General features: G+C 53.7%; 17 protein-coding genes. 16 read left to right on the forward strand and 1 reads right to left on the reverse strand.

Annotation, left to right across the window (positions count from 1 at the left end):
- Positions 1 to 2: 2 nt before the first annotated feature.
- The 3 genes from BLQ82_RS17995 (at position 3) to BLQ82_RS18005 (ending at position 2,721) form a co-directional block, all read left to right on the forward strand.
- Positions 3 to 875 (forward strand): menaquinol-cytochrome c reductase cytochrome b/c subunit, encoded by an 873-nt coding sequence (locus BLQ82_RS17995; protein WP_062519699.1) that lies wholly within the window; start codon positions 3 to 5, stop codon positions 873 to 875.
- A gap of 93 nt (positions 876 to 968) precedes the next feature.
- Positions 969 to 1,619, forward strand: a complete 651-nt coding sequence (locus BLQ82_RS18000) for a DUF1405 domain-containing protein (RefSeq protein WP_062519794.1) — start codon at positions 969 to 971, stop codon at positions 1,617 to 1,619.
- Positions 1,620 to 1,821: 202 nt separating this feature from the next.
- Complete coding sequence (locus tag BLQ82_RS18005; RefSeq protein ID WP_062519694.1) at positions 1,822 to 2,721, forward strand: sporulation protein YpjB; 900 nt, start codon at positions 1,822 to 1,824, stop codon at positions 2,719 to 2,721.
- Between the two features lie 473 nt (positions 2,722 to 3,194).
- Here the strand turns inward: BLQ82_RS18005 and BLQ82_RS18010 are convergent, their stop codons facing one another.
- Positions 3,195 to 4,070: a YitT family protein gene (locus BLQ82_RS18010; protein WP_062519691.1), complete on the reverse strand. Its 876-nt coding sequence runs from the start codon at positions 4,068 to 4,070 to the stop codon at positions 3,195 to 3,197.
- Positions 4,071 to 4,227: 157 nt separating this feature from the next.
- Between BLQ82_RS18010 and BLQ82_RS18015 the strand changes: the two genes are divergently transcribed.
- The 13 genes from BLQ82_RS18015 (at position 4,228) to dinG (ending at position 16,831) form a co-directional block, all read left to right on the forward strand.
- Positions 4,228 to 4,557, forward strand: coding sequence for a nucleotide pyrophosphohydrolase (locus BLQ82_RS18015; protein ID WP_020427662.1), 330 nt, complete (start codon positions 4,228 to 4,230; stop codon positions 4,555 to 4,557).
- 59 nt (positions 4,558 to 4,616) lie between these two features.
- The gene (locus BLQ82_RS18020) at positions 4,617 to 5,138 is read left to right on the forward strand and encodes a tetratricopeptide repeat protein (protein ID WP_062519688.1); all 522 of its coding nucleotides are present in this window, start codon (positions 4,617 to 4,619) and stop codon (positions 5,136 to 5,138) included.
- A 32-nt stretch (positions 5,139 to 5,170) separates the two neighbouring features.
- Positions 5,171 to 5,974 carry a 4-hydroxy-tetrahydrodipicolinate reductase gene (dapB, locus tag BLQ82_RS18025; RefSeq protein WP_074648358.1) on the forward strand — a complete coding sequence of 268 codons (804 nt, stop codon included), beginning with the start codon at positions 5,171 to 5,173 and terminating at the stop codon, positions 5,972 to 5,974.
- A gap of 15 nt (positions 5,975 to 5,989) precedes the next feature.
- A complete protein-coding gene (gene mgsA, locus BLQ82_RS18030) occupies positions 5,990 to 6,412 on the forward strand; it encodes a methylglyoxal synthase (protein WP_025707468.1) in 423 nt (140 codons plus the stop codon).
- Entirely contained in the window at positions 6,409 to 7,128 is a 720-nt protein-coding gene (gene bshB1 / locus BLQ82_RS18035) for a bacillithiol biosynthesis deacetylase BshB1 (RefSeq protein ID WP_062519685.1), read from the forward strand. Before mgsA ends, bshB1 begins: the two co-directional genes overlap by 4 nt.
- Before the next feature lie 86 nt (positions 7,129 to 7,214).
- Positions 7,215 to 8,372, forward strand: a complete 1,158-nt coding sequence (bshA, locus tag BLQ82_RS18040) for an N-acetyl-alpha-D-glucosaminyl L-malate synthase BshA (RefSeq protein ID WP_062519683.1) — start codon at positions 7,215 to 7,217, stop codon at positions 8,370 to 8,372.
- A gap of 14 nt (positions 8,373 to 8,386) precedes the next feature.
- Positions 8,387 to 9,868, forward strand: coding sequence for a CCA tRNA nucleotidyltransferase (locus BLQ82_RS32695; protein ID WP_074648360.1), 1,482 nt, complete (start codon positions 8,387 to 8,389; stop codon positions 9,866 to 9,868).
- Complete coding sequence (locus BLQ82_RS18050) at positions 9,858 to 10,655, forward strand: biotin--[acetyl-CoA-carboxylase] ligase (RefSeq protein ID WP_062521026.1); 798 nt, start codon at positions 9,858 to 9,860, stop codon at positions 10,653 to 10,655. Before BLQ82_RS32695 ends, BLQ82_RS18050 begins: the two co-directional genes overlap by 11 nt.
- A 318-nt stretch (positions 10,656 to 10,973) precedes the next feature.
- On the forward strand, positions 10,974 to 11,840 hold the full coding sequence (gene panB / locus BLQ82_RS18055) for a 3-methyl-2-oxobutanoate hydroxymethyltransferase (RefSeq protein WP_062521028.1): 867 nt from the start codon (positions 10,974 to 10,976) through the stop codon (positions 11,838 to 11,840).
- Positions 11,841 to 11,889: 49 nt separating this feature from the next.
- The gene (panC, locus tag BLQ82_RS18060; RefSeq protein WP_425281144.1) at positions 11,890 to 12,732 is read left to right on the forward strand and encodes a pantoate--beta-alanine ligase; all 843 of its coding nucleotides are present in this window, start codon (positions 11,890 to 11,892) and stop codon (positions 12,730 to 12,732) included.
- Positions 12,725 to 13,108 carry an aspartate 1-decarboxylase gene (panD, locus tag BLQ82_RS18065; protein ID WP_062521032.1) on the forward strand — a complete coding sequence of 128 codons (384 nt, stop codon included), beginning with the start codon at positions 12,725 to 12,727 and terminating at the stop codon, positions 13,106 to 13,108. Before panC ends, panD begins: the two co-directional genes overlap by 8 nt.
- Before the next feature lie 106 nt (positions 13,109 to 13,214).
- A complete protein-coding gene (locus BLQ82_RS18070; RefSeq protein WP_062521034.1) occupies positions 13,215 to 13,856 on the forward strand; it encodes a tetratricopeptide repeat protein in 642 nt (213 codons plus the stop codon).
- A 113-nt stretch (positions 13,857 to 13,969) separates the two neighbouring features.
- On the forward strand, positions 13,970 to 16,831 hold the full coding sequence (gene dinG, locus BLQ82_RS18075; RefSeq protein ID WP_062521035.1) for an ATP-dependent DNA helicase DinG: 2,862 nt from the start codon (positions 13,970 to 13,972) through the stop codon (positions 16,829 to 16,831).
- The last annotated feature ends 349 nt before the right edge of the window (positions 16,832 to 17,180 follow it).

Here is a 17,180-nt window from a genome sequence, read left to right on the forward strand (position 1 = left end):
CAATGGCTCACGGAGACAACTCCAAGGAAAAGATTGTATATGTGGGGGATTCACGGGTGCGCAGGGGCAGCGGCTTCATTACGCCACCGGATTACACAGCATATCCCGGTAAATCGGAAGCCTTTATCCCTAACTTTCTGTTAAAGGAATGGATGGTCGGAGTGGTCGTGCTGGTGGGCATACTCGTCCTGACGATTTCTGAACCGGCTCCGCTGGGATTTCCTGCAAATGCCAACGCCACGGTCATTCCGATTCCCGACTGGTATTTCCTGTTTCTGTACCAGTATTTGAAGCTGCCTTATGCATCCGGCGATTATATTGTGCTGGGCACGCTTGGCGTTACCGGTGTAGCTTTTGGCTCGCTGCTGCTGGCTCCGTTTCTCGATACGGGCCGGGAGCGCCGTTTCTACCGCCGCCCTATTGCTTCCTCGCTGATGTTCCTGTCCCTGATCGCAATCGTCTATCTGACCAACACGGCCTGGACGGAATATAAGCACGAAATGGCGGAAACCGGCCAGATTCCAGAAGATGTGCAGCGTGAGGAAAAAGCGGCAGAGAACAAGGCAAAGGGCTTGCCGACCACCAGTGCGGTGCAGGCCAAGGAAATTGCTATTGTGGACAAGGATGATCCGGCAATGGCGCTGTTCAAGCAAGCCACCTGCGTAACTTGCCATGCTGTGGACATGAAAGGTGCCGGAGGGCCGTCACTACGCGGTGTGGGAGACACCCATGATAAGGAAGCGATCCTCGCGATCATCAAAAACGGCCAGGGCCAGATGCCTCCGATGCAGGATACTGCAATGGCAGCGGGGCTTAGCGAGCAGGATATTGACAGTCTGGCTACCTGGCTTGCCAAACAAAAAAGCGAACAGTAAAATAATAATAACGCACCAACCTGATCGTACCTGCGGTCGGGTTTTTGTATGCATTCATAAGAAGCTGCCACATTCGGGAGGTAAAGATTGTATATGCCGGTTCACTGGTTTGAGAGACTTTTTAGGCACCGGGGAGTCATGTGGCTGCTCTTTATTGTGAATTTCCTCGGAACGATTTACGGGTACATATGGTATGGCAATCAACTGGAATTTACCGCGGACAATTATCCCTCATGGCTGCTTCCTTTTGTTCCGGACAGCCCGACTGCGAGCTTGTTTTTTACGCTTGCCTTGCTGCTGCTGCTCTATCCTCCAAAAGGGATCAAAGGAACGCTCGTACGCGAGCTGATTGAGGCGCTGGCGGTGGTTACATCCGTGAAATATGGCATTTGGGCGGTCAGCATCATTTTTGCCGGCGGGTACCAGGGAGATACGGTGAGCTGGAGAGACTGGATGCTGGTGGTTTCGCACACCGGAATGGCGGTTGAGGCACTGATCTACGCCCGGTTTTTCTCCTTCCGCAGAATGCTTCCCATGGCATTATTCTGGGCATTTGCCAATGACATGGTGGATTACTCGCAGGGTGTTTTTCCCTGGCTGCCGGATGTCCTGGAGGATAATGTGAATGAAGTCCAGTATTTCACTATCGGCTTAACCTTCCTGAGCACTGCTGCGGCTTGGTTGTCCGGGGGAAGGTCCAGAAGGGCTGAGCGGCTGGACAGGCAGCCTATTAGACAACGCTGACAGGCTTGGCAGCTCTATGGAAGGGTGAGAGGCTTGGAGCCTTGTCGAACGTGTTGAGGATCCGGTAGCTCCAGCTGGACATTGAAAGACCCGTTGGTCCTGGTTGGAACATTGAAAGGCCCGGTAGCCCTGTTTTGGAAAGCTCACTGGCTGTTCTAACTCTTGTCCTCCTGCCATACATTTAGGGTAGGAGGGATGTCTCATGCCGCGCAGGAGATATGTTGTGCTGACAGGATTGATGTTGTGCTGGCTGCTGGCCGGTATGAATGCAGGTGTAGTTCACGCGGATGCTAAGGCAGCTGTTCAAGGGGCAGGCGGGGAAGTTACAGTCCAGGCCGGGAGTTCAGCAACCAGTCTCGCACCGGCGCTTACCGGCAGAAATGCTGCCCAGCGGCTGGATGAAGCGGCGGAGGCTCTGTATGGTTATGTGCTTGAAGGTGACGTGATGAAGGCAAGACAGGAGAGTGAGAAGGTTTCACGGATTTTTGTCTCCTCTTCATTTGAAGGCCTGACTTCTGTGGAAGGAATTAATGCGTTGTCTGATGTCATTATCGACTTGAAGGCGACGTTGGCGGCTGCGCAGATTCAGCCGGAACAATGGGAGGCAGCTGCAGCCAAGCTCCGGCTAGCCGCCAACAGTCTCAACCATCCGCGCCAGCCGATGTGGCTGCAATATTACAAGCTGATCCGCGAGGATCTGAACGATATGGAGCAGAGCGCTGCCGCAAATGATCTCAAAGGCTGGCAGAACACGCTGGAACGCCTGCAGAGCCGGTACGACAACATCCGGCCTGCGGTTATCATTTCCCGGCCGCCGGAAACGGTCAATGCCTTTGATTCCTGGCTGTCCTATGCAGCAGGAATCCCTGCATCTTCACAGCCGGTGGGCCGCACCCGTCTTCTAGAGATTGTCTCCTACGGGCAGGATGCAGCCCGGGTGATGTTCGGCAAAGAACGGGATGAGCCGGCCTTGACCCTCCCGCTGGCCGAGCAGGGATATGGAGCTTGGGGCCTGCTGGCCGGAGGATTCATCATTGCCGCCTTAGCCTACGCTGCGTTCCGCAAGTATCGCGGTGAGAATGAGGATTGGAAGCCGGTATAGAGCTGCTGAAGTGAGGCGTGGAGAACGGAAGCAAGCCTGTCTTATATCTTATCAGGCGCTGCCCGGCCCAAGGGGATAACAACGGCAGGACTCAGAACAGTCATCCGCAGTGGAAAAAGTATCACTAATATAACTCATTTGTCTTATGGAAGTTCTTATGTGGGAAAAAGCACCACTATTTCAGCAGAAAGTGGCGGTATAGGATGAATATGCATGAATTAAGTATACAAATTCCAACTAAAACCTTACGAAGCCAGGATTTCAGCTAATTAGTTTTACTTTTTCCACTTAGCTTTAGTTCCTTAGGAGCTTTAGTGTACTTTAAGCTTTCAACTGTAATAAAGAGTTCCGCGGTGAGCCGGATATTGAGGCGTATAGCGAGTCCAAAAATAAAAAAAAGACTGGTCAAACCTGCAGAGGATTCTGCAAGTAGGCGCAGTCTTTTTGTCGTAGACTTGAACGCTCATCACTGGTCAGGTCTGCCGGAAGCCCTCGCCATGGACATCGTGGACGTCACTGATGATGACGAATGCCTTGGCATCAACCGACTTGACCAACTGGCTCAGCCGGCGGATTTCCTGTCTGGAGACTACGCAGTATACCATATACTTGGCCTGCTTGGAGTAAGCGCCGATGGCTGGAATCAGAGTTACCCCCCGGTCCATTTCTGCTGTGATGAGATCAGCGATCTGCGGGGCGTCGTCACTGATAATCGTAAAGGCTTTGGCGGCATAGGCGCCCTCTTGAATGAAATCGATGACACGGGAAGAAATAAAGACAGCCACCAGAGTGTAAAGTATCTTTTCGCGGGGAATATAGAGCAGTGAAGCGCCTATAATGATAACGTCGACGGCCAATATAATCTGCCCCATGCTCCAACCGAACTTGCGGCCGAGAATTCGGGCAACAATATCTACTCCGCCCGTAGTGCCCCCGAAACGGAACACGATGCCCAGTCCCAGACCGAGCGTAACCCCGGCATATAATGAAGCGAGAATAAAATCATGCTCGGTGCTGAAGGTGACGATCCAGCCGGCATCGATCATCCGCTCGAACAGCCAGAGAAAAAGGGACAACGCGCCGATCCCGACACCCGTGTAAGCAATCTGGCGTGCGCCAAGCACCTTCCAGCCCAGCAGAAAAAGGGGAAGGTTAAGCAGCAGTGTGGTTAAGAAGATGGGGATGTTAAAAGCATAGTTGAGCAGGATGGTTATCCCGGTTACGCCGCCCTCCATCAGCTGGTTGGGTACGATGAAATAGAGCAGGCCAAAAGCGTATACGGCGGCTCCCAGCATAATCGGTGCTGCCGTTTTGACAATAGTGGAAGCTACTTTGGAAGATGAATTCATGTAATCCCTCGCCTGGCCCGTTTAGGGCATAGTGTATTGGTATCCTTTATTCTGGATTTTCCTTATATTCTAAAAAAGATTTGTCTTCAAAACGTCTTTACGATAACATAGGGGCAAACAGAAGGCAAGATCATACAGGGGGGCAGAGAAACAAATTATGGATAAAAGTCTTGGTGACATACAGCGTGAAGTCGATGCGTATATCTCACAATTCAAAGAAGGTTACTTCAGCCCGCTCTCCATGCTGGCCCGGATGTCGGAGGAGGTAGGCGAGCTTGCCCGGGAAGTCAACCATCAATTTGGCGAAAAACCCAAAAAAGTGGATGAGGCAGAAAATTCGATTGAGCTTGAACTGGGAGATATTTTGTTCATTACCGTTTGCTTCGCCAATTCACTGGGGATTGATCTAACGGAGGCTCACAATAAAGTGATGCACAAGTTCAATACCCGCGATGCCGGTCGGTGGACTCCTAAAAACACCGATTAGGTTTCTATAACATATGCTGTACCAAACGAACGGGATTTAGCCGTGAGGATGGTGGGCAAATGAATCATAACGACTATGTCAGAGCGGCATACCGCTCTATACTCCGCAGTGACTTCGATGAGGCAATCACATTGTTCGAAAAGGCAATTGCTGCCAGTCCGGACGATGCCGAGGTAAGGTACCGCTGCTCTATAACCTATGCCCGAAGCGGCATGCTGGTTAAAGCGCTGGATCATGCCCGGGCGGCAGTGAAGCTGGACGGAGGGAAACCGGAGTATCAGCTCCACCTGCAGCATTTGCAGGCGTTACAATTAGTACAGGAGGCCAAAAAGCTCCTGGAGGATGAAGTTACGGGTGCCCGTAACCCGTATCATCCGGTTACCTTATTGAAGGAAGCAATAGCTCTAGACCCCTTGTACGGGGATGCCTATGTTTGGCTTGCCATCGCACACAGCCGGATGAATGAGCATGTGCAGGCAATAGCCGCGCTAAAAGAAGTGATGTCGCTGCATCCTGATGATACCGGGCTGCGGGAGCTTATGAAGGACCTTCAGAAATCGTTGCAAAAATATATTCAGTAATTTGGAACCAGTGAAAGCGAGGAGGAATAAGGGTGAAGGCCAAGATCAGAGTTATCGTCTCCGGTGCAGGAGGCAGAATGGGCAAAGAAGTTGTGAAGCTGGTACTGCAGGATGAAGAACTGGAGCTGGCAGCTGCTGTAGACCGTTCGTCAAGCGGCAGTGATGCCGGCCGTCTGGTTGGATTGGAAGAATGCGGCATTGTGGTTGTATCTGATTTGGAAACTGCCCTGGCGGAGAGCGGCGGCGAGGTTCTCGTGGATTTTACCACCCCGCAGTCGGCCTACCCCAATACACTGCTTGCCATAAAATATGGAGTGCGTCCGGTAATCGGTACTACCGGGTTCTCTCCGGAGCAGATTACTGAGTTGGACAAGCAATGCCAGGAACGGGGAATCGGAGGGCTCATTGCCCCCAACTTCTCGATCGGAGCCATTCTGATGATGAAGTTTGCAGCCCAGGCTGCAAAATATTTTCCGCATCTGGAAATTATCGAATACCATGGGGACCAGAAGCTGGATGCTCCTTCAGGTACGGCCATTAAAACGGCAGAGATGATTTCTGAGGTACGGCAGGAGCTGCGGCAAGGCAATCCGAAGGAAGAGGAAGTGATTGAGGGTGCGCGCGGCGGCTATTATAACGGGTTCCGAATTCACAGCGTCCGGCTTCCGGGTGTTTTTGCCCAGGAAGAAGTGGTTTTTGGCGGGTATGGGCAATCCCTAAAAATCCGTCATGACTCCTATGAGCGGGCAGGCTATATGCCCGGTGTCAAAATGGGAGTCCAGAAGGTGATGGGCTACACCGGATTGATTTATGGTTTTGAGCATTTTATTGAATAAACGGGGGAGAACATCATGTTGAAAATCGCATTTATCGCGCATGACCGGAAAAAAGATGAAATGGTTAATTTTGTGACTGCCTATGAGCATGTATTTGTCGGGCATCAGCTGTATTCAACCGGAACTACGGGCCAACGTATTATGGAAGTGACAAATCTCTCTATCCACCGCTACATGTCAGGGCCGCTTGGCGGGGATCAGCAGATCGGCTCAATGGTGGCGACGGACGAGCTGGATCTGATTATTTTTCTGCGTGATCCACTCATGGCACAGCCTCATGAACCGGATATTACAGCACTGCTTCGTCTTTGTGACGTCTACGGTATCCCGGTGGCAACTAATATTGCCACAGCCGAGATTCTGGTCAAAGCGATCGACCGGGGCGATTTCGCCTGGCGTGAGCTTGTACATAAGTATAAGCCGGGTGTGGATGAATGAAGCTGGACATTCTTGTATTCGGTGCGCATGCTGACGATGCGGAAATCGGCATGGCCGGAACCATTGCCAAACATACGGCTGCAGGATTTAAGGTCGGCTTGTGTGATTTGACCGCAGCAGAGATGTCTTCAAACGGAACGGTGGAGCGCCGTAAAATGGAGGCTCAGCAGGCTGCCGATCTCCTTGGTGTTTCCACTCGGACGAATCTGGGATTGCCGGACCGGGGATTATATATGACAGAGGAACATCTGGCGGCAGTGACGCTGGAAATCCGCAAGTTTGCTCCAGATATCGTATTTGCCCCTTATTGGGAAGACCGGCATCCGGATCATATCGCCTGCAGCAAGCTGGTGGAAGAAGCGGTTTTCAATGCCAAGCTGCGCAAGTATATGCCGGACAAGCCTGCTGTCCCTGCGCCACAGCTGTATTTTTATTTCATTAATGATCTGGGGCGTACTGACCTTATTGTGGATGTGACCGGGCAATACAGCCTTAAGGAGCAGGCACTGTCCTGCTACCGCTCTCAATTTGAGAAAAACCCCGGGGAGGACGTAGTATCCACTCCTTTAAATGAAGGATATATCGAACGTGTCCGCTCCAGAGATATGCTGCTTGGACAGCGGCGGCTGATTCCTTACGCAGAAGGCTTTGCGAGCAAAGTTCCACACACCGTAGAGCTGTTCAGCACACCGCATAAGCAGGCTCAAGTTCGATAATCTTTATTAAATGGTCATAAACCACTATAATAAATTCATATCATTACACTCAGTAATGAACTTAGTCTTACAAAGGGGACGGAGCGATGGACCGTTTAAAAATAGGCATCACCTGTTATCCGTCTCTTGGCGGCTCGGGTGTTGTAGCGACGGAACTGGGCAAGCTTTTGGCCGAAAAGGGCCATGAGGTCCATTTTATTACACATAGTATCCCGTTTCGCTTAGGAACGTTTCAGAAGAACATTTTTTATCATGAGGTGGAGGTTAACGATTATTACGTCTTCCGTTACCCGCCTTATGATCTGGCACTGGCGACCAAAATGGCCCAGGTAGCCAAAATGGTGGGACTGGACCTGTTCCATGTCCATTATGCCGTGCCGCATGCAGTATGCGCATATCTCGCCAAGCAGATGCTGGGCAATGATATCAAGGTGGTGACTACCCTGCACGGAACCGACATTACGGTTCTAGGACAGGATGAGTCGTTGAAGGACCTGATCCGGCTGGGTATCAACGAGAGCGATGCGGTGACAGCGGTTTCGCAGGATCTCATCAAGGAGACGCGCAAGGTGCTGGATATCACCCGGGAAATTGACCTCACTTATAATTTTGTCGACAAACGTGTGTATTATCCCCGGGATGTGACTGATCTGCGCGGGGATTTTGCGGAACCTCATGAGAAAATTTTAATGCATATCAGCAACTTCCGGCCGGTTAAGCGGGTATCGGATGTGGTCGATATTTTTGCAAAAGTGAGCCAAGAGCTTCCTTCACGGCTGCTGCTGGTGGGGGAAGGGCCGGAGCTGCCCAAAATCCAGGCGAAGATCTGTGAAATGGGGCTGGAGGACAAGGTTCGTTTCCTCGGCAAGCAGGATGAGATCGCCCAGGTGATTTCCTTGGCGGACTTGCTGCTGCTGCCGTCGGAGAAGGAAAGCTTTGGTCTGGTGGCGCTGGAAGCGATGGCTTGCGGGGTTCCGACCATCGGTTCGGAGGCCGGAGGCATTCCTGAACTGATCCAACATGGCAAAACCGGATTTTTGGCCCCGATTGGCGATACGGCAACAATGGCGAAGTATGCTGTAAAGCTGTTGTCTGATCCCCTGATGGAGGAGCAGTTCAGAAAAGCGTGTCTGATCCGTTCCTGTAATGATTTCAGCAGAGATGTGATCACCAATCAATATGAAGATATCTATTACCGGGTGCTTGGCTGCAAGGTGCATGGTCTGGATACAATCCAGAGGTAGGGAGTGCTTGAACTATGGACTGGACAATGGCGCCTTCCGGAATGGCTGCAGCAGGTAACCTGGTATTAGCAGGTCTCCTGGAGCAAGGCCATGAGGCTTATTTTGTTGGAGGCTGCGTCCGTGATGAGCTGCTTGGCCGGCCGGTGCATGATATGGACCTGACGACTTCGGCGCGGCCTGAAGAGGTCATGGGTATTTTTCCGCGCTGTGTTCCTACCGGACTTGCGCATGGCACCATCACTGTTCTTCAGGATGGCTGGAGCTTTGAAGTAACGACGTACCGGACGGAGAGCGGTTATGCCGACTACCGGCGTCCGGAGCATGTCTTATTTGTAAGTGATGTGAAGGAAGATCTCCGCCGCCGTGATTTCACGATCAATGCGATGTGCCGCGGATTGGATGGGATTGTTGTTGATCCCTATGGCGGACAAGAGGACTCGGAGCGCCGGCTGATCCGCTGTGTAGGTGATGCCGAGGCCCGTTTCGAGGAGGATGCGCTGCGCATGCTGCGATGTGTGCGCTTCGCATCGGTTCTCGATTTCAGCATCGCCAAGAATACTTGGCGGGGACTGCTGCGCCAGCGGGACAAGCTGGCGCATATTGCGGTAGAACGCGTTCGCGCAGAGCTTGAACGCATCGTCCTCGGCCCGCACCCGCAGCGCGGCCTCGGTCTCCTGGCGCGCAGCGGGCTGTTGCCGCGCGGCAAGGCGCCGTTCCCCTGGACCGGCAGCGACATGGCGGCAGCCGCCGCCCTGACGGCCGGGATCGGGGACCTGCAGGACGCCCACCTGCGGTGGGCGCTCCTGCTGCATGCCCTGAAGCAGCCGGCCTCCGAGGCCGGCGAGCTGCTGCGGGCATGGACGTTCCCGGGGGCGACGCGCAGCGCCGTCACCGGGGTGCTGCGCGTCCGCGAAGCGTGGGACGCGGCGCTTGCGGAGGTGCCGCCAGGTTCCCCTGGCGGCACTGAGGTCCTGCGGCGGCGCTGGGTCGCCGCCGTGCTGGCCCACGGCCAGTCAGCCGCCGAAGGGTGGCTGACGCTGCTTGCGGCGCTGCCGCAGGCCGCCGCACCTGCATTGGGGGCGCCGGATGGAGGCGCCGCTGCCGCGCAGCGGCCTACCGCGCCAGACGCAGGCGCCGCTGCCGCGCAGCGGCCTACCGCGCCAGACGCAGGCGCCCCGGCTGCGCAGCGGCCTACCGCGCCAGATGCAGGCGCCCCCGCCGCGCAGCGGCCTACCGCGCCGGAAGCAGGCGCCCGCGCCGCGCAGACACCCACCCCAGCCCTCCTGCGGTCCTGGACCGAGGAGATGCCGCTGCATACACTGGCGGAGCTTGCCGTGACGGGGAATGAGCTGGCCGGGGCGCTGCAGAAGCGTCCGGGTCCGTGGCTGGGCGAGCGGCTGCAGCAGCTGTTGCTGGCTGTAGCAGCGGGAGACATTCCCAATGACAATCAATTACTGCTGCAGGAAGCAAAAAGGATGGATCGGAATGAACCGTAATGAGAGTCTCCGGCTGGCCGGGGGGCGGGATACTTTTATACCCGGCTGGGTGGACCGTGTGCAATTGTTGGAAGCCGTGGTGTCCACGCAGGAAGAGGCCAAAAAGCTTGCTGAAAGCGGCGCTCCCGAAGGCACCACCGTCCGGGCTGAAGAACAGACCGGCGGAAGGGGCCGGATGGGCCGGAAATGGCATTCTCCGCGCGGCAAAGGCATCTGGATGAGCGTGGTGCTGCGCCCGGAGCTTCCGCTGTCATTGACGCCGCAGCTTACCCTGCTGGCAGGGGTTGCCGTCTGCTTAGCCATCCGGGAGGTCACGGGTGTCCAGGCAGGGATCAAGTGGCCTAATGACCTGCTGGCGGGCGGGCGCAAAATATGCGGCATCCTGCTGGAATCCTCCCTGCGTGAAGGCAGGCTTCATTATGCAATCGCCGGTATCGGGATTGCAGCCAATCTGACGGAGGAAGATTATCCGCCGGATTTGCAGGGCATCGGCACCTCGCTGCTGATCGAAGGAGGCGGCATCCCTGTTGACCGTTCAGCGCTTACGGCGGCTGTCCTGACCGGGCTGGAGTACTTATATCTGGTATATATGGAACAGGGATTTGCACCGATCCGTGAACTGTGGGAGTCCATGTCAGTTACACTGGGGCGCCAGGTGGGCTTTAATACCCCGCAGGGACGCTGTGAGGGGACCGCTGTGGGGCTGGATGATCATGGAGGCCTGCTGCTTAAGGATGGTACGGGGAACGTCATCCGTGTGCTCTCTGGAGAGATAGAAATGATCTGAGATGATAAGGTTCCATTCCTTGTCATCTTTTTTAGTGTACATACTTGCAGATTTTGTTATAATAAGGGCAGAGACGGCATCGGTACCCGAGCTGTACTCGGCAAGAAACCTTTTATCAGGAATTTGCTTTTGGATTCACCTTCATAACTGTATTTCACGGTTACGTTGGATTCTGCTCTGAGCCGAAAGGACCGAGACAGAAGGGACGATCGCGAGTGACTCTTTTTTGCCCTTCGGACCTTTTTAGCGGACTATGCTAAAAGGTTTTTTTGTTTGCGCGTTTACGCGTAATTAACTGCGAAAAGGGGAATAGAGCCTATGGCTGACAAACACGCACTCAATATTGTGAAAATGAAAAAAATGAAAGCGGACGGCGTGCCGCTGAGCATGCTGACGGCTTATGATTATCCTTCGGCACTGCTGGCTGAGGAAGCGGGGATTGACCTGATTCTGGTCGGTGATTCGCTGGGGAATGTGGTGCTTGGCTATGATACCACCCTGCCGGTAACCATAGAAGATATGGTTTACCACACCCGCTCAGTCACCCGTGGAGCCCGGAATACGTTTATCGTGGCGGATATGCCTTTTATGACTTACCATGGCGGTATTGACGAAACTCTGCGCAGCGTGCGCAGGCTGATGCAGGAAGGACGGGCACATGCCGTCAAAATGGAAGGCGGGCTGGAAATTTGCAGCACGGTGTCTGCTGTTGTGTCTGCCGGGGTTCCTGTGCTTGGCCATATCGGCCTCACCCCGCAGTCGGTCAATATGATCGGCGGCTACCGCATTCAAGGCAAAGACGCCAAGGATGCGCAGCGGCTGATGGATGAAGCGAAGGCTCTTGAAGCTGCCGGTGTGTTTGGAATTGTGCTGGAACTGGTGACCGAAGAAGTGGCAGAGGCGATCTCCAAGGCTGTCAGCATCCCGACCATCGGGATTGGTGCAGGCCGGTATTGCGATGGCCAGGTGCTGGTCTTCCATGATTTGCTGCGTTATGCTTCCCCTTACCGGGACAAACGGTTTGTCAAAACCTACGCCGATGTGGGCACTCTAATCCGTGAAGGGATCAGCAGCTATGTCCAGGAAGTGAAGGACCGTTCCTTCCCGGCGGAGAGTCATGTTTTTAATGCAGATGAGCATGTGCTGGATTCGTTATACGGCGCGGCCGGAAAAGGAGAGGGATAAGATGAGGGTAGTCAGAACGGTTCTGGAATTGCGCGAAGCGCTGGATTATATGCGGATGGGGGGACACACCCCGATCGGTTTTGTGCCGACCATGGGTTATCTTCATGAAGGGCATGCCAGCCTGATCCGCAAAGCGGGAGAAACGGCCAACACAGTTGTGATGAGCATTTTTGTCAATCCGCTGCAGTTCGGGCCGAACGAGGATTTCTCCTCCTATCCGCGCGACGAGCGCCGGGATCTGGAGCTGGCGGAGCGTGAAGGGGCGGATATCGTTTTTATTCCCAGTGTGGAAGAGATGTACCCTCAGCCCATTCGCACCAAGGTTACCGTAGACTCGCTGACCACACAGCTGTGCGGAGCTTCCCGCCCCGGACATTTTGACGGCGTGACTACGGTTGTAAGCAAGCTGTTCAATATGGTTCAGCCGGATTATGCGTTCTTCGGATTGAAGGATGCCCAGCAGGTAGCTGTTTTGCGCCGGATGGTGTCCGATCTTAACATGAATGTGGAAGTTATCGCTTGTCCGATTATCCGGGAAAAGGATGGTTTGGCGTTAAGCTCGCGTAATGTATACCTTAGCGGTGAAGAGCGTACCCAAGCGCTTGTGCTGTCCCGTTCGCTCCGCGAAACCCGCAAGGCGATTGAAGAGGGGACTGTGAGAACGGTGGAAGAAGCGCGCAAGCTGCTGGTATCCGTTATTTCATCCTCTCCGCTTGCAGTCATCGATTACGTGGAAATTCTCTCTTTTCCGGGCCTGGAAACTCTGGCAGGCGGGTCCCTGCTAAGTGATGCAGAGGGAGAAGTGATCATGGCGCTGGCTGTGAAGTTTGGCCGAACCCGGCTGATCGACAATAATGTTTTTATTCCCAAGGAGGTACATGCCCTTGTTTAGACATATGATGAAATCCAAGATCCACCGCGCCACCGTAACGGAAGCCAACCTGAATTACGTGGGCAGCATTACCATTGACGAGGATCTGATGGAAGCCGCAGACCTGCTCGAAAATGAAAAAGTGCAGATTGTTGACAACAACAACGGTTCCCGGCTGGAAACCTATGTCATCCCCGGACCGCGCGGCAGCGGCGTCATCTGCCTGAACGGTGCTGCAGCCCGGCTGGTTCAGCCTGGGGATACAGTGATCATCATCTCCTATGCCATGTTGTCCTCCGAGGAGCTGGCTGCCCATAAGCCGACGGTTGTATTTGTGGACGCTGGCAATAAACCGGTCAAGCTGGCGGACCATGAGCTGCATGCCACAATTGCCTGAAGCTAAATCCCAGCAATGAATGGCAGGGATGAAGAGACCCGTACTTGTGAAAAATGAAGGCAGGCAAGCTAGGCTGATCTCATTTTCAGTAAAGGTGGGATGTCCCGTGTTTCAACATTTATTTGCTGAGATGAACAAGATGCTTCAGGAAATCGCCGAAGACTTCCCTACTGCGGAGGGCGCCCGCCGGAATGATCTTTTATGCAAGTACAACATGCTGCACAGGCTTAGCGATGAAGTGATGGATGAGTGGCTGGTTTTTGCCGAGAAGCTGAGTGATTTCCGCCAAAATGCGGATTTTTCGCCTCCTTCGGAGGAAGAAATGCCGCAGATTGAGGCTCCCGAGCTGGCCATGGATTCCTTTGTCCGCGGCCAGGGCTACTACAAGCTCCTGATGTACCGTAAATGCATCGAGCAGTTCAAGCAAGTGATCACCCGTTATCCGGACAGTCTGGCAGCACGCCTGTACTTAGCCATGGCCTATCTGCAGGAGGGGGAGCTGGACGTCTCCTGGGGGCATCTGCATCACATGCTGGCCCTGATCCGCGAGAAGAAGCTGAAGGCCATGATCTACAATGCGCTGGGCTGCATTAGAGCCTCGCAGGGGCGGTACCCTGAAGCCCAGGAGCTTTTCAGCCTCTCTTTGCAGCATGATCCCCTGCTTCCCGAACCCAGTGTAAATTTGGAGGTTTGCCGCAGGAGAGGCGGGAAGCTTCAATTTGGACATCAGCTGGTTTCGCTTTTATAATTCTTCATCCATTTAAGCGATGCATCCCGCCTGCCAAGGGGTGTGCATCGCCTTTTTTCGTAACTTCTGTTATGCTGATAAGGAGTCTCAAGTGAAAGGGATTAGAACTTATAATGAAATTTGCCGTGCTTGATTTTGAAACTACAGGAACCCAATCCGTGGGTGAGATCATCCAGGTTGGCCTTGCCATTATAGAAGAAGACCGGTCCATCTCCAGGGTGTATGGTTCCTACGTCAAGCCCGGAACGCCGATTCCCCCCTTTATTACGGGATTGACCGGAATCACGGACAGTGATGTGCAGGATGCCCCTGAACTGGATGAGATGATGATGGAGCTTGTTCCGCTGCTCGACGATGTTGTGCTGGTTGGCCACAATGTGGCTTTCGACTTTCATTTCCTGCAGAATGCGCTTGACCGGTGCGGTTATTTGCCGTTCCAGGGCCGGATTCTGGATACGATTGATTTTCTTAAGATATGCTTTCCGTCACTGACCACCTACCAGCTTGGGGCAGTAAGCGCCCATTTCGGCCTCACCCATGAGCGTCCGCACCAGGCGGACAGTGATGCCCTTGCAACCGCACTGGTGCTGCTGAAATGCCTGGAGGAGCTCTACAGCTTGCCCCTGCTGACCATTCAGCGTCTGAATGAATTGTTTGCGGACGAGGACAGCGATCTTGCCTGGTATTTCGACGGGCTGCTGCATGAGCGGGAAATGGAGACTTTCCAGCCTGAGGGTGAGCTGACCTTTTACCGCCAGCTGGCGCTGGCTGCAGGTGACTGGACGGAGCTGATGCCTCCCAGAGAGGAAGGAACCGGCAATCCTCTGCAGAATATTACCTTTAAGGAATATATGGAAGAGGTGACCGTGCGGCTTAAGGAGACCTTGCCCCAATACGAAAGCCGTGAAGCCCAGGAAATCATGATTCATGAGGTGATGACGGCACTTGAAAGTGACAAGCATCTTTTAATCGAGGCGGGAACGGGTACCGGCAAATCGCTGGGCTATCTGCTTCCGGCTATCTACCACAGTGTGCGCTCGGGACAAAAGGTCATGGTGAGCACACATACCATCAACCTTCAGGACCAGCTGCGTGAGCGGGACATCCCTCTTTTGACAAATGTCGTGCCATTCCCGTTTAAGGCTGCGGTCTTCAAGGGCAGAGGACACTATTTGTGTCTGCGCAAGTTTGAACATAAAATAAATAAAAAGGAATTTGCGAGTCCCCGGGAAGAAGCGCTTACTGCGGCGCAAATGATTGTATGGCTGACACAGACCCAGTCAGGGGATGATGAGGAGCTGAATCTGAACGGCCGCGGCGGTGATTTCTGGGAGACCGTGGCCAGTGACACGGATTCTTGTCTGGGACGCTCCTGCCCCTGGTTCCGCAAATGCTATTATCACCGGGCCAAACACGAAGCCGGAATAGCTGATGTTGTTGTGACTAACCATTCCAAGCTGTTTGCAGACGTTAAGGCCGGCCATCAGCTGCTTCCGGCGTATGAGCACCTGGTGATTGATGAAGCCCATCATCTGGAGGACATTGCCGGGAAACATCTAGGAATGCAGATGAAATACTTCACAGTAGCCCATACGCTTACACGCCTCTATAAGGACAGCAAGAGTGGACAGCTGCCTGTTCTGCGCCAGACCCTGCAGTCTTCAGGCAGCGAGCAGGCGGCGGAATGGAGCGGGGTGATCGACAGGATCTACCCGGATCTGCTTACGGTTAAGGAATCTTGGGATGCGCTAAGCGACAAGCTGTTTGCCTTGCTGCCTGAACGCAGCGATGCCGCAGCAGGAGAAGCGGGACAGCTGGTTACGCGACTTCTGCCGGGAGCCCAGCCCAAGGGCTGGGAAGAAATAGCTGCGCTGGAGAACACCCTGAACCTGAGCCTGAGCGAAATTATCCGCAGGGGCGATAAGATGCTCAGCGAAATGCGCGAATCGGAGAGCCAGTCGTCCTCGGACAGTCTGGTAACCGATATCGGCGGGCTTTTCAAGGATTTGGCTTCGATCCGCGAGCAGGTACGGTTTTTCATGAACCTGAACGACGAGAATATTGTCTACTGGATGGAGGGCAGCGGGAATTACCGCGGGAAATCGCTGCAGCTGTATGCTGTTCCGGTGGATGTCAGCGCCCAGCTCAAAGAGCTGTTTTTCGATAAAAAGAAAAGCATCGTCCTGACCTCAGCCACATTATCCGTGGATAAGTCCTTTCAATTCATGATTGACAACCTTGGATTGGGCGAGGCTGCAGAGCAGGGGCGACTGATGACAGCGCTGCTGCCGTCACCGTTTAAGTATCGTGAACAGGCCCTTCTGGTTATCCCGCGCGATTTCCCCAGCGTCAAAGGCAGTGTGGGGGATGCCCGGTTTGTCGATAAGCTTGTGCATTCGCTGGCGGAGGCTGCAGTGGCGACACAGGGCCGGATGCTGGTGCTGTTCACATCTTATAAAATGCTGCGCCAGGTCTATGATCCTCTGAAGGAGGCGCTTGCCACACAGGACATTACTGTTCTGGGCCAGGGAGTGGAGGGCGGAAGCCGCAGCAAGCTGATCCGGCGTTTTCAGGACAGTGCCGCTTCCGTGCTGCTGGGGACAAGCAGTTTTTGGGAAGGGGTAGATATTCCCGGTGAGGCGCTGACCTGTCTGGCTATTGTCAGACTGCCGTTTCAACCCCCGAACCATCCGCTTGCAGAGGCGAAGGCTGAGCTGCTGCAGGCGCAGAAAAAGAACCCGTTTATGAAGCTGTCGGTTCCCCAGGCGGTCATCCGGTTCAAACAGGGCTTCGGCAGACTGGTGCGCACTGCACAGGACCGGGGAATCGTCATTGTATATGATACCAGGGTTATCGAGTCTTATTATGGAAAGTACTTCCTATACTCGCTCCCTGGGCCCAAAATGGAGCATATGCTCACCGATCAGATGGTCCCGCGTATCGCCGAATGGCTTGAAGACGGCAGCGTGTCCTAATTCCGCTATACATTCTAATTTTTATTATTTCGAAATTATGATTTTTTCTGTTGTGGTTGAGGTATGTGTTATGTAGAGATAATTATCTTCTGATTTTTAGAGTTACGCTGTTCAAAAAGATAACGGCAGAAATGCCGTTGTTGGAGCACTGAAGGCTTATATGTCTGGAAATAACGGCAGAAATGCTGTTGTTGATGCGTTGAAAGCTGGTATGTTCAGAAATAACGGCAGAAATGCCGTTGTTGGAGTGCTCAAGGTGGTATAGCGTTGGATATCACAATAGTTTCGTTCCTCAGGCGTACTGTTAATGAAGGGCGCCGGGGGATCGACTATAATTATGGATTACTAA

The sequence above is a fragment of the Paenibacillus jilunlii genome, from assembly GCF_900102965.1.
Taxonomy (GTDB): Bacteria; Bacillota; Bacilli; order Paenibacillales; family Paenibacillaceae; genus Paenibacillus_AQ; species Paenibacillus_AQ jilunlii.

Coding starts and splice junctions, on each gene's coding strand:
- BLQ82_RS17995 (WP_062519699.1), top strand. CDS start 3: ATGGCTCACGGAGACAACTCCAAGGAAAAGATTGTATATGTGGGGGAT.
- BLQ82_RS18000 (WP_062519794.1), top strand. CDS start 969: ATGCCGGTTCACTGGTTTGAGAGACTTTTTAGGCACCGGGGAGTCATG.
- BLQ82_RS18005 (WP_062519694.1), top strand. CDS start 1,822: ATGCCGCGCAGGAGATATGTTGTGCTGACAGGATTGATGTTGTGCTGG.
- BLQ82_RS18010 (WP_062519691.1), bottom strand. CDS start 4,070: ATGAATTCATCTTCCAAAGTAGCTTCCACTATTGTCAAAACGGCAGCA.
- BLQ82_RS18015 (WP_020427662.1), top strand. CDS start 4,228: ATGGATAAAAGTCTTGGTGACATACAGCGTGAAGTCGATGCGTATATC.
- BLQ82_RS18020 (WP_062519688.1), top strand. CDS start 4,617: ATGAATCATAACGACTATGTCAGAGCGGCATACCGCTCTATACTCCGC.
- mgsA (WP_025707468.1), top strand. CDS start 5,990: ATGTTGAAAATCGCATTTATCGCGCATGACCGGAAAAAAGATGAAATG.
- bshB1 (WP_062519685.1), top strand. CDS start 6,409: ATGAAGCTGGACATTCTTGTATTCGGTGCGCATGCTGACGATGCGGAA.
- bshA (WP_062519683.1), top strand. CDS start 7,215: ATGGACCGTTTAAAAATAGGCATCACCTGTTATCCGTCTCTTGGCGGC.
- BLQ82_RS32695 (WP_074648360.1), top strand. CDS start 8,387: ATGGACTGGACAATGGCGCCTTCCGGAATGGCTGCAGCAGGTAACCTG.
- BLQ82_RS18050 (WP_062521026.1), top strand. CDS start 9,858: ATGAACCGTAATGAGAGTCTCCGGCTGGCCGGGGGGCGGGATACTTTT.
- panB (WP_062521028.1), top strand. CDS start 10,974: ATGGCTGACAAACACGCACTCAATATTGTGAAAATGAAAAAAATGAAA.
- panC (WP_425281144.1), top strand. CDS start 11,890: ATGCGGATGGGGGGACACACCCCGATCGGTTTTGTGCCGACCATGGGT.
- dinG (WP_062521035.1), top strand. CDS start 13,970: ATGAAATTTGCCGTGCTTGATTTTGAAACTACAGGAACCCAATCCGTG.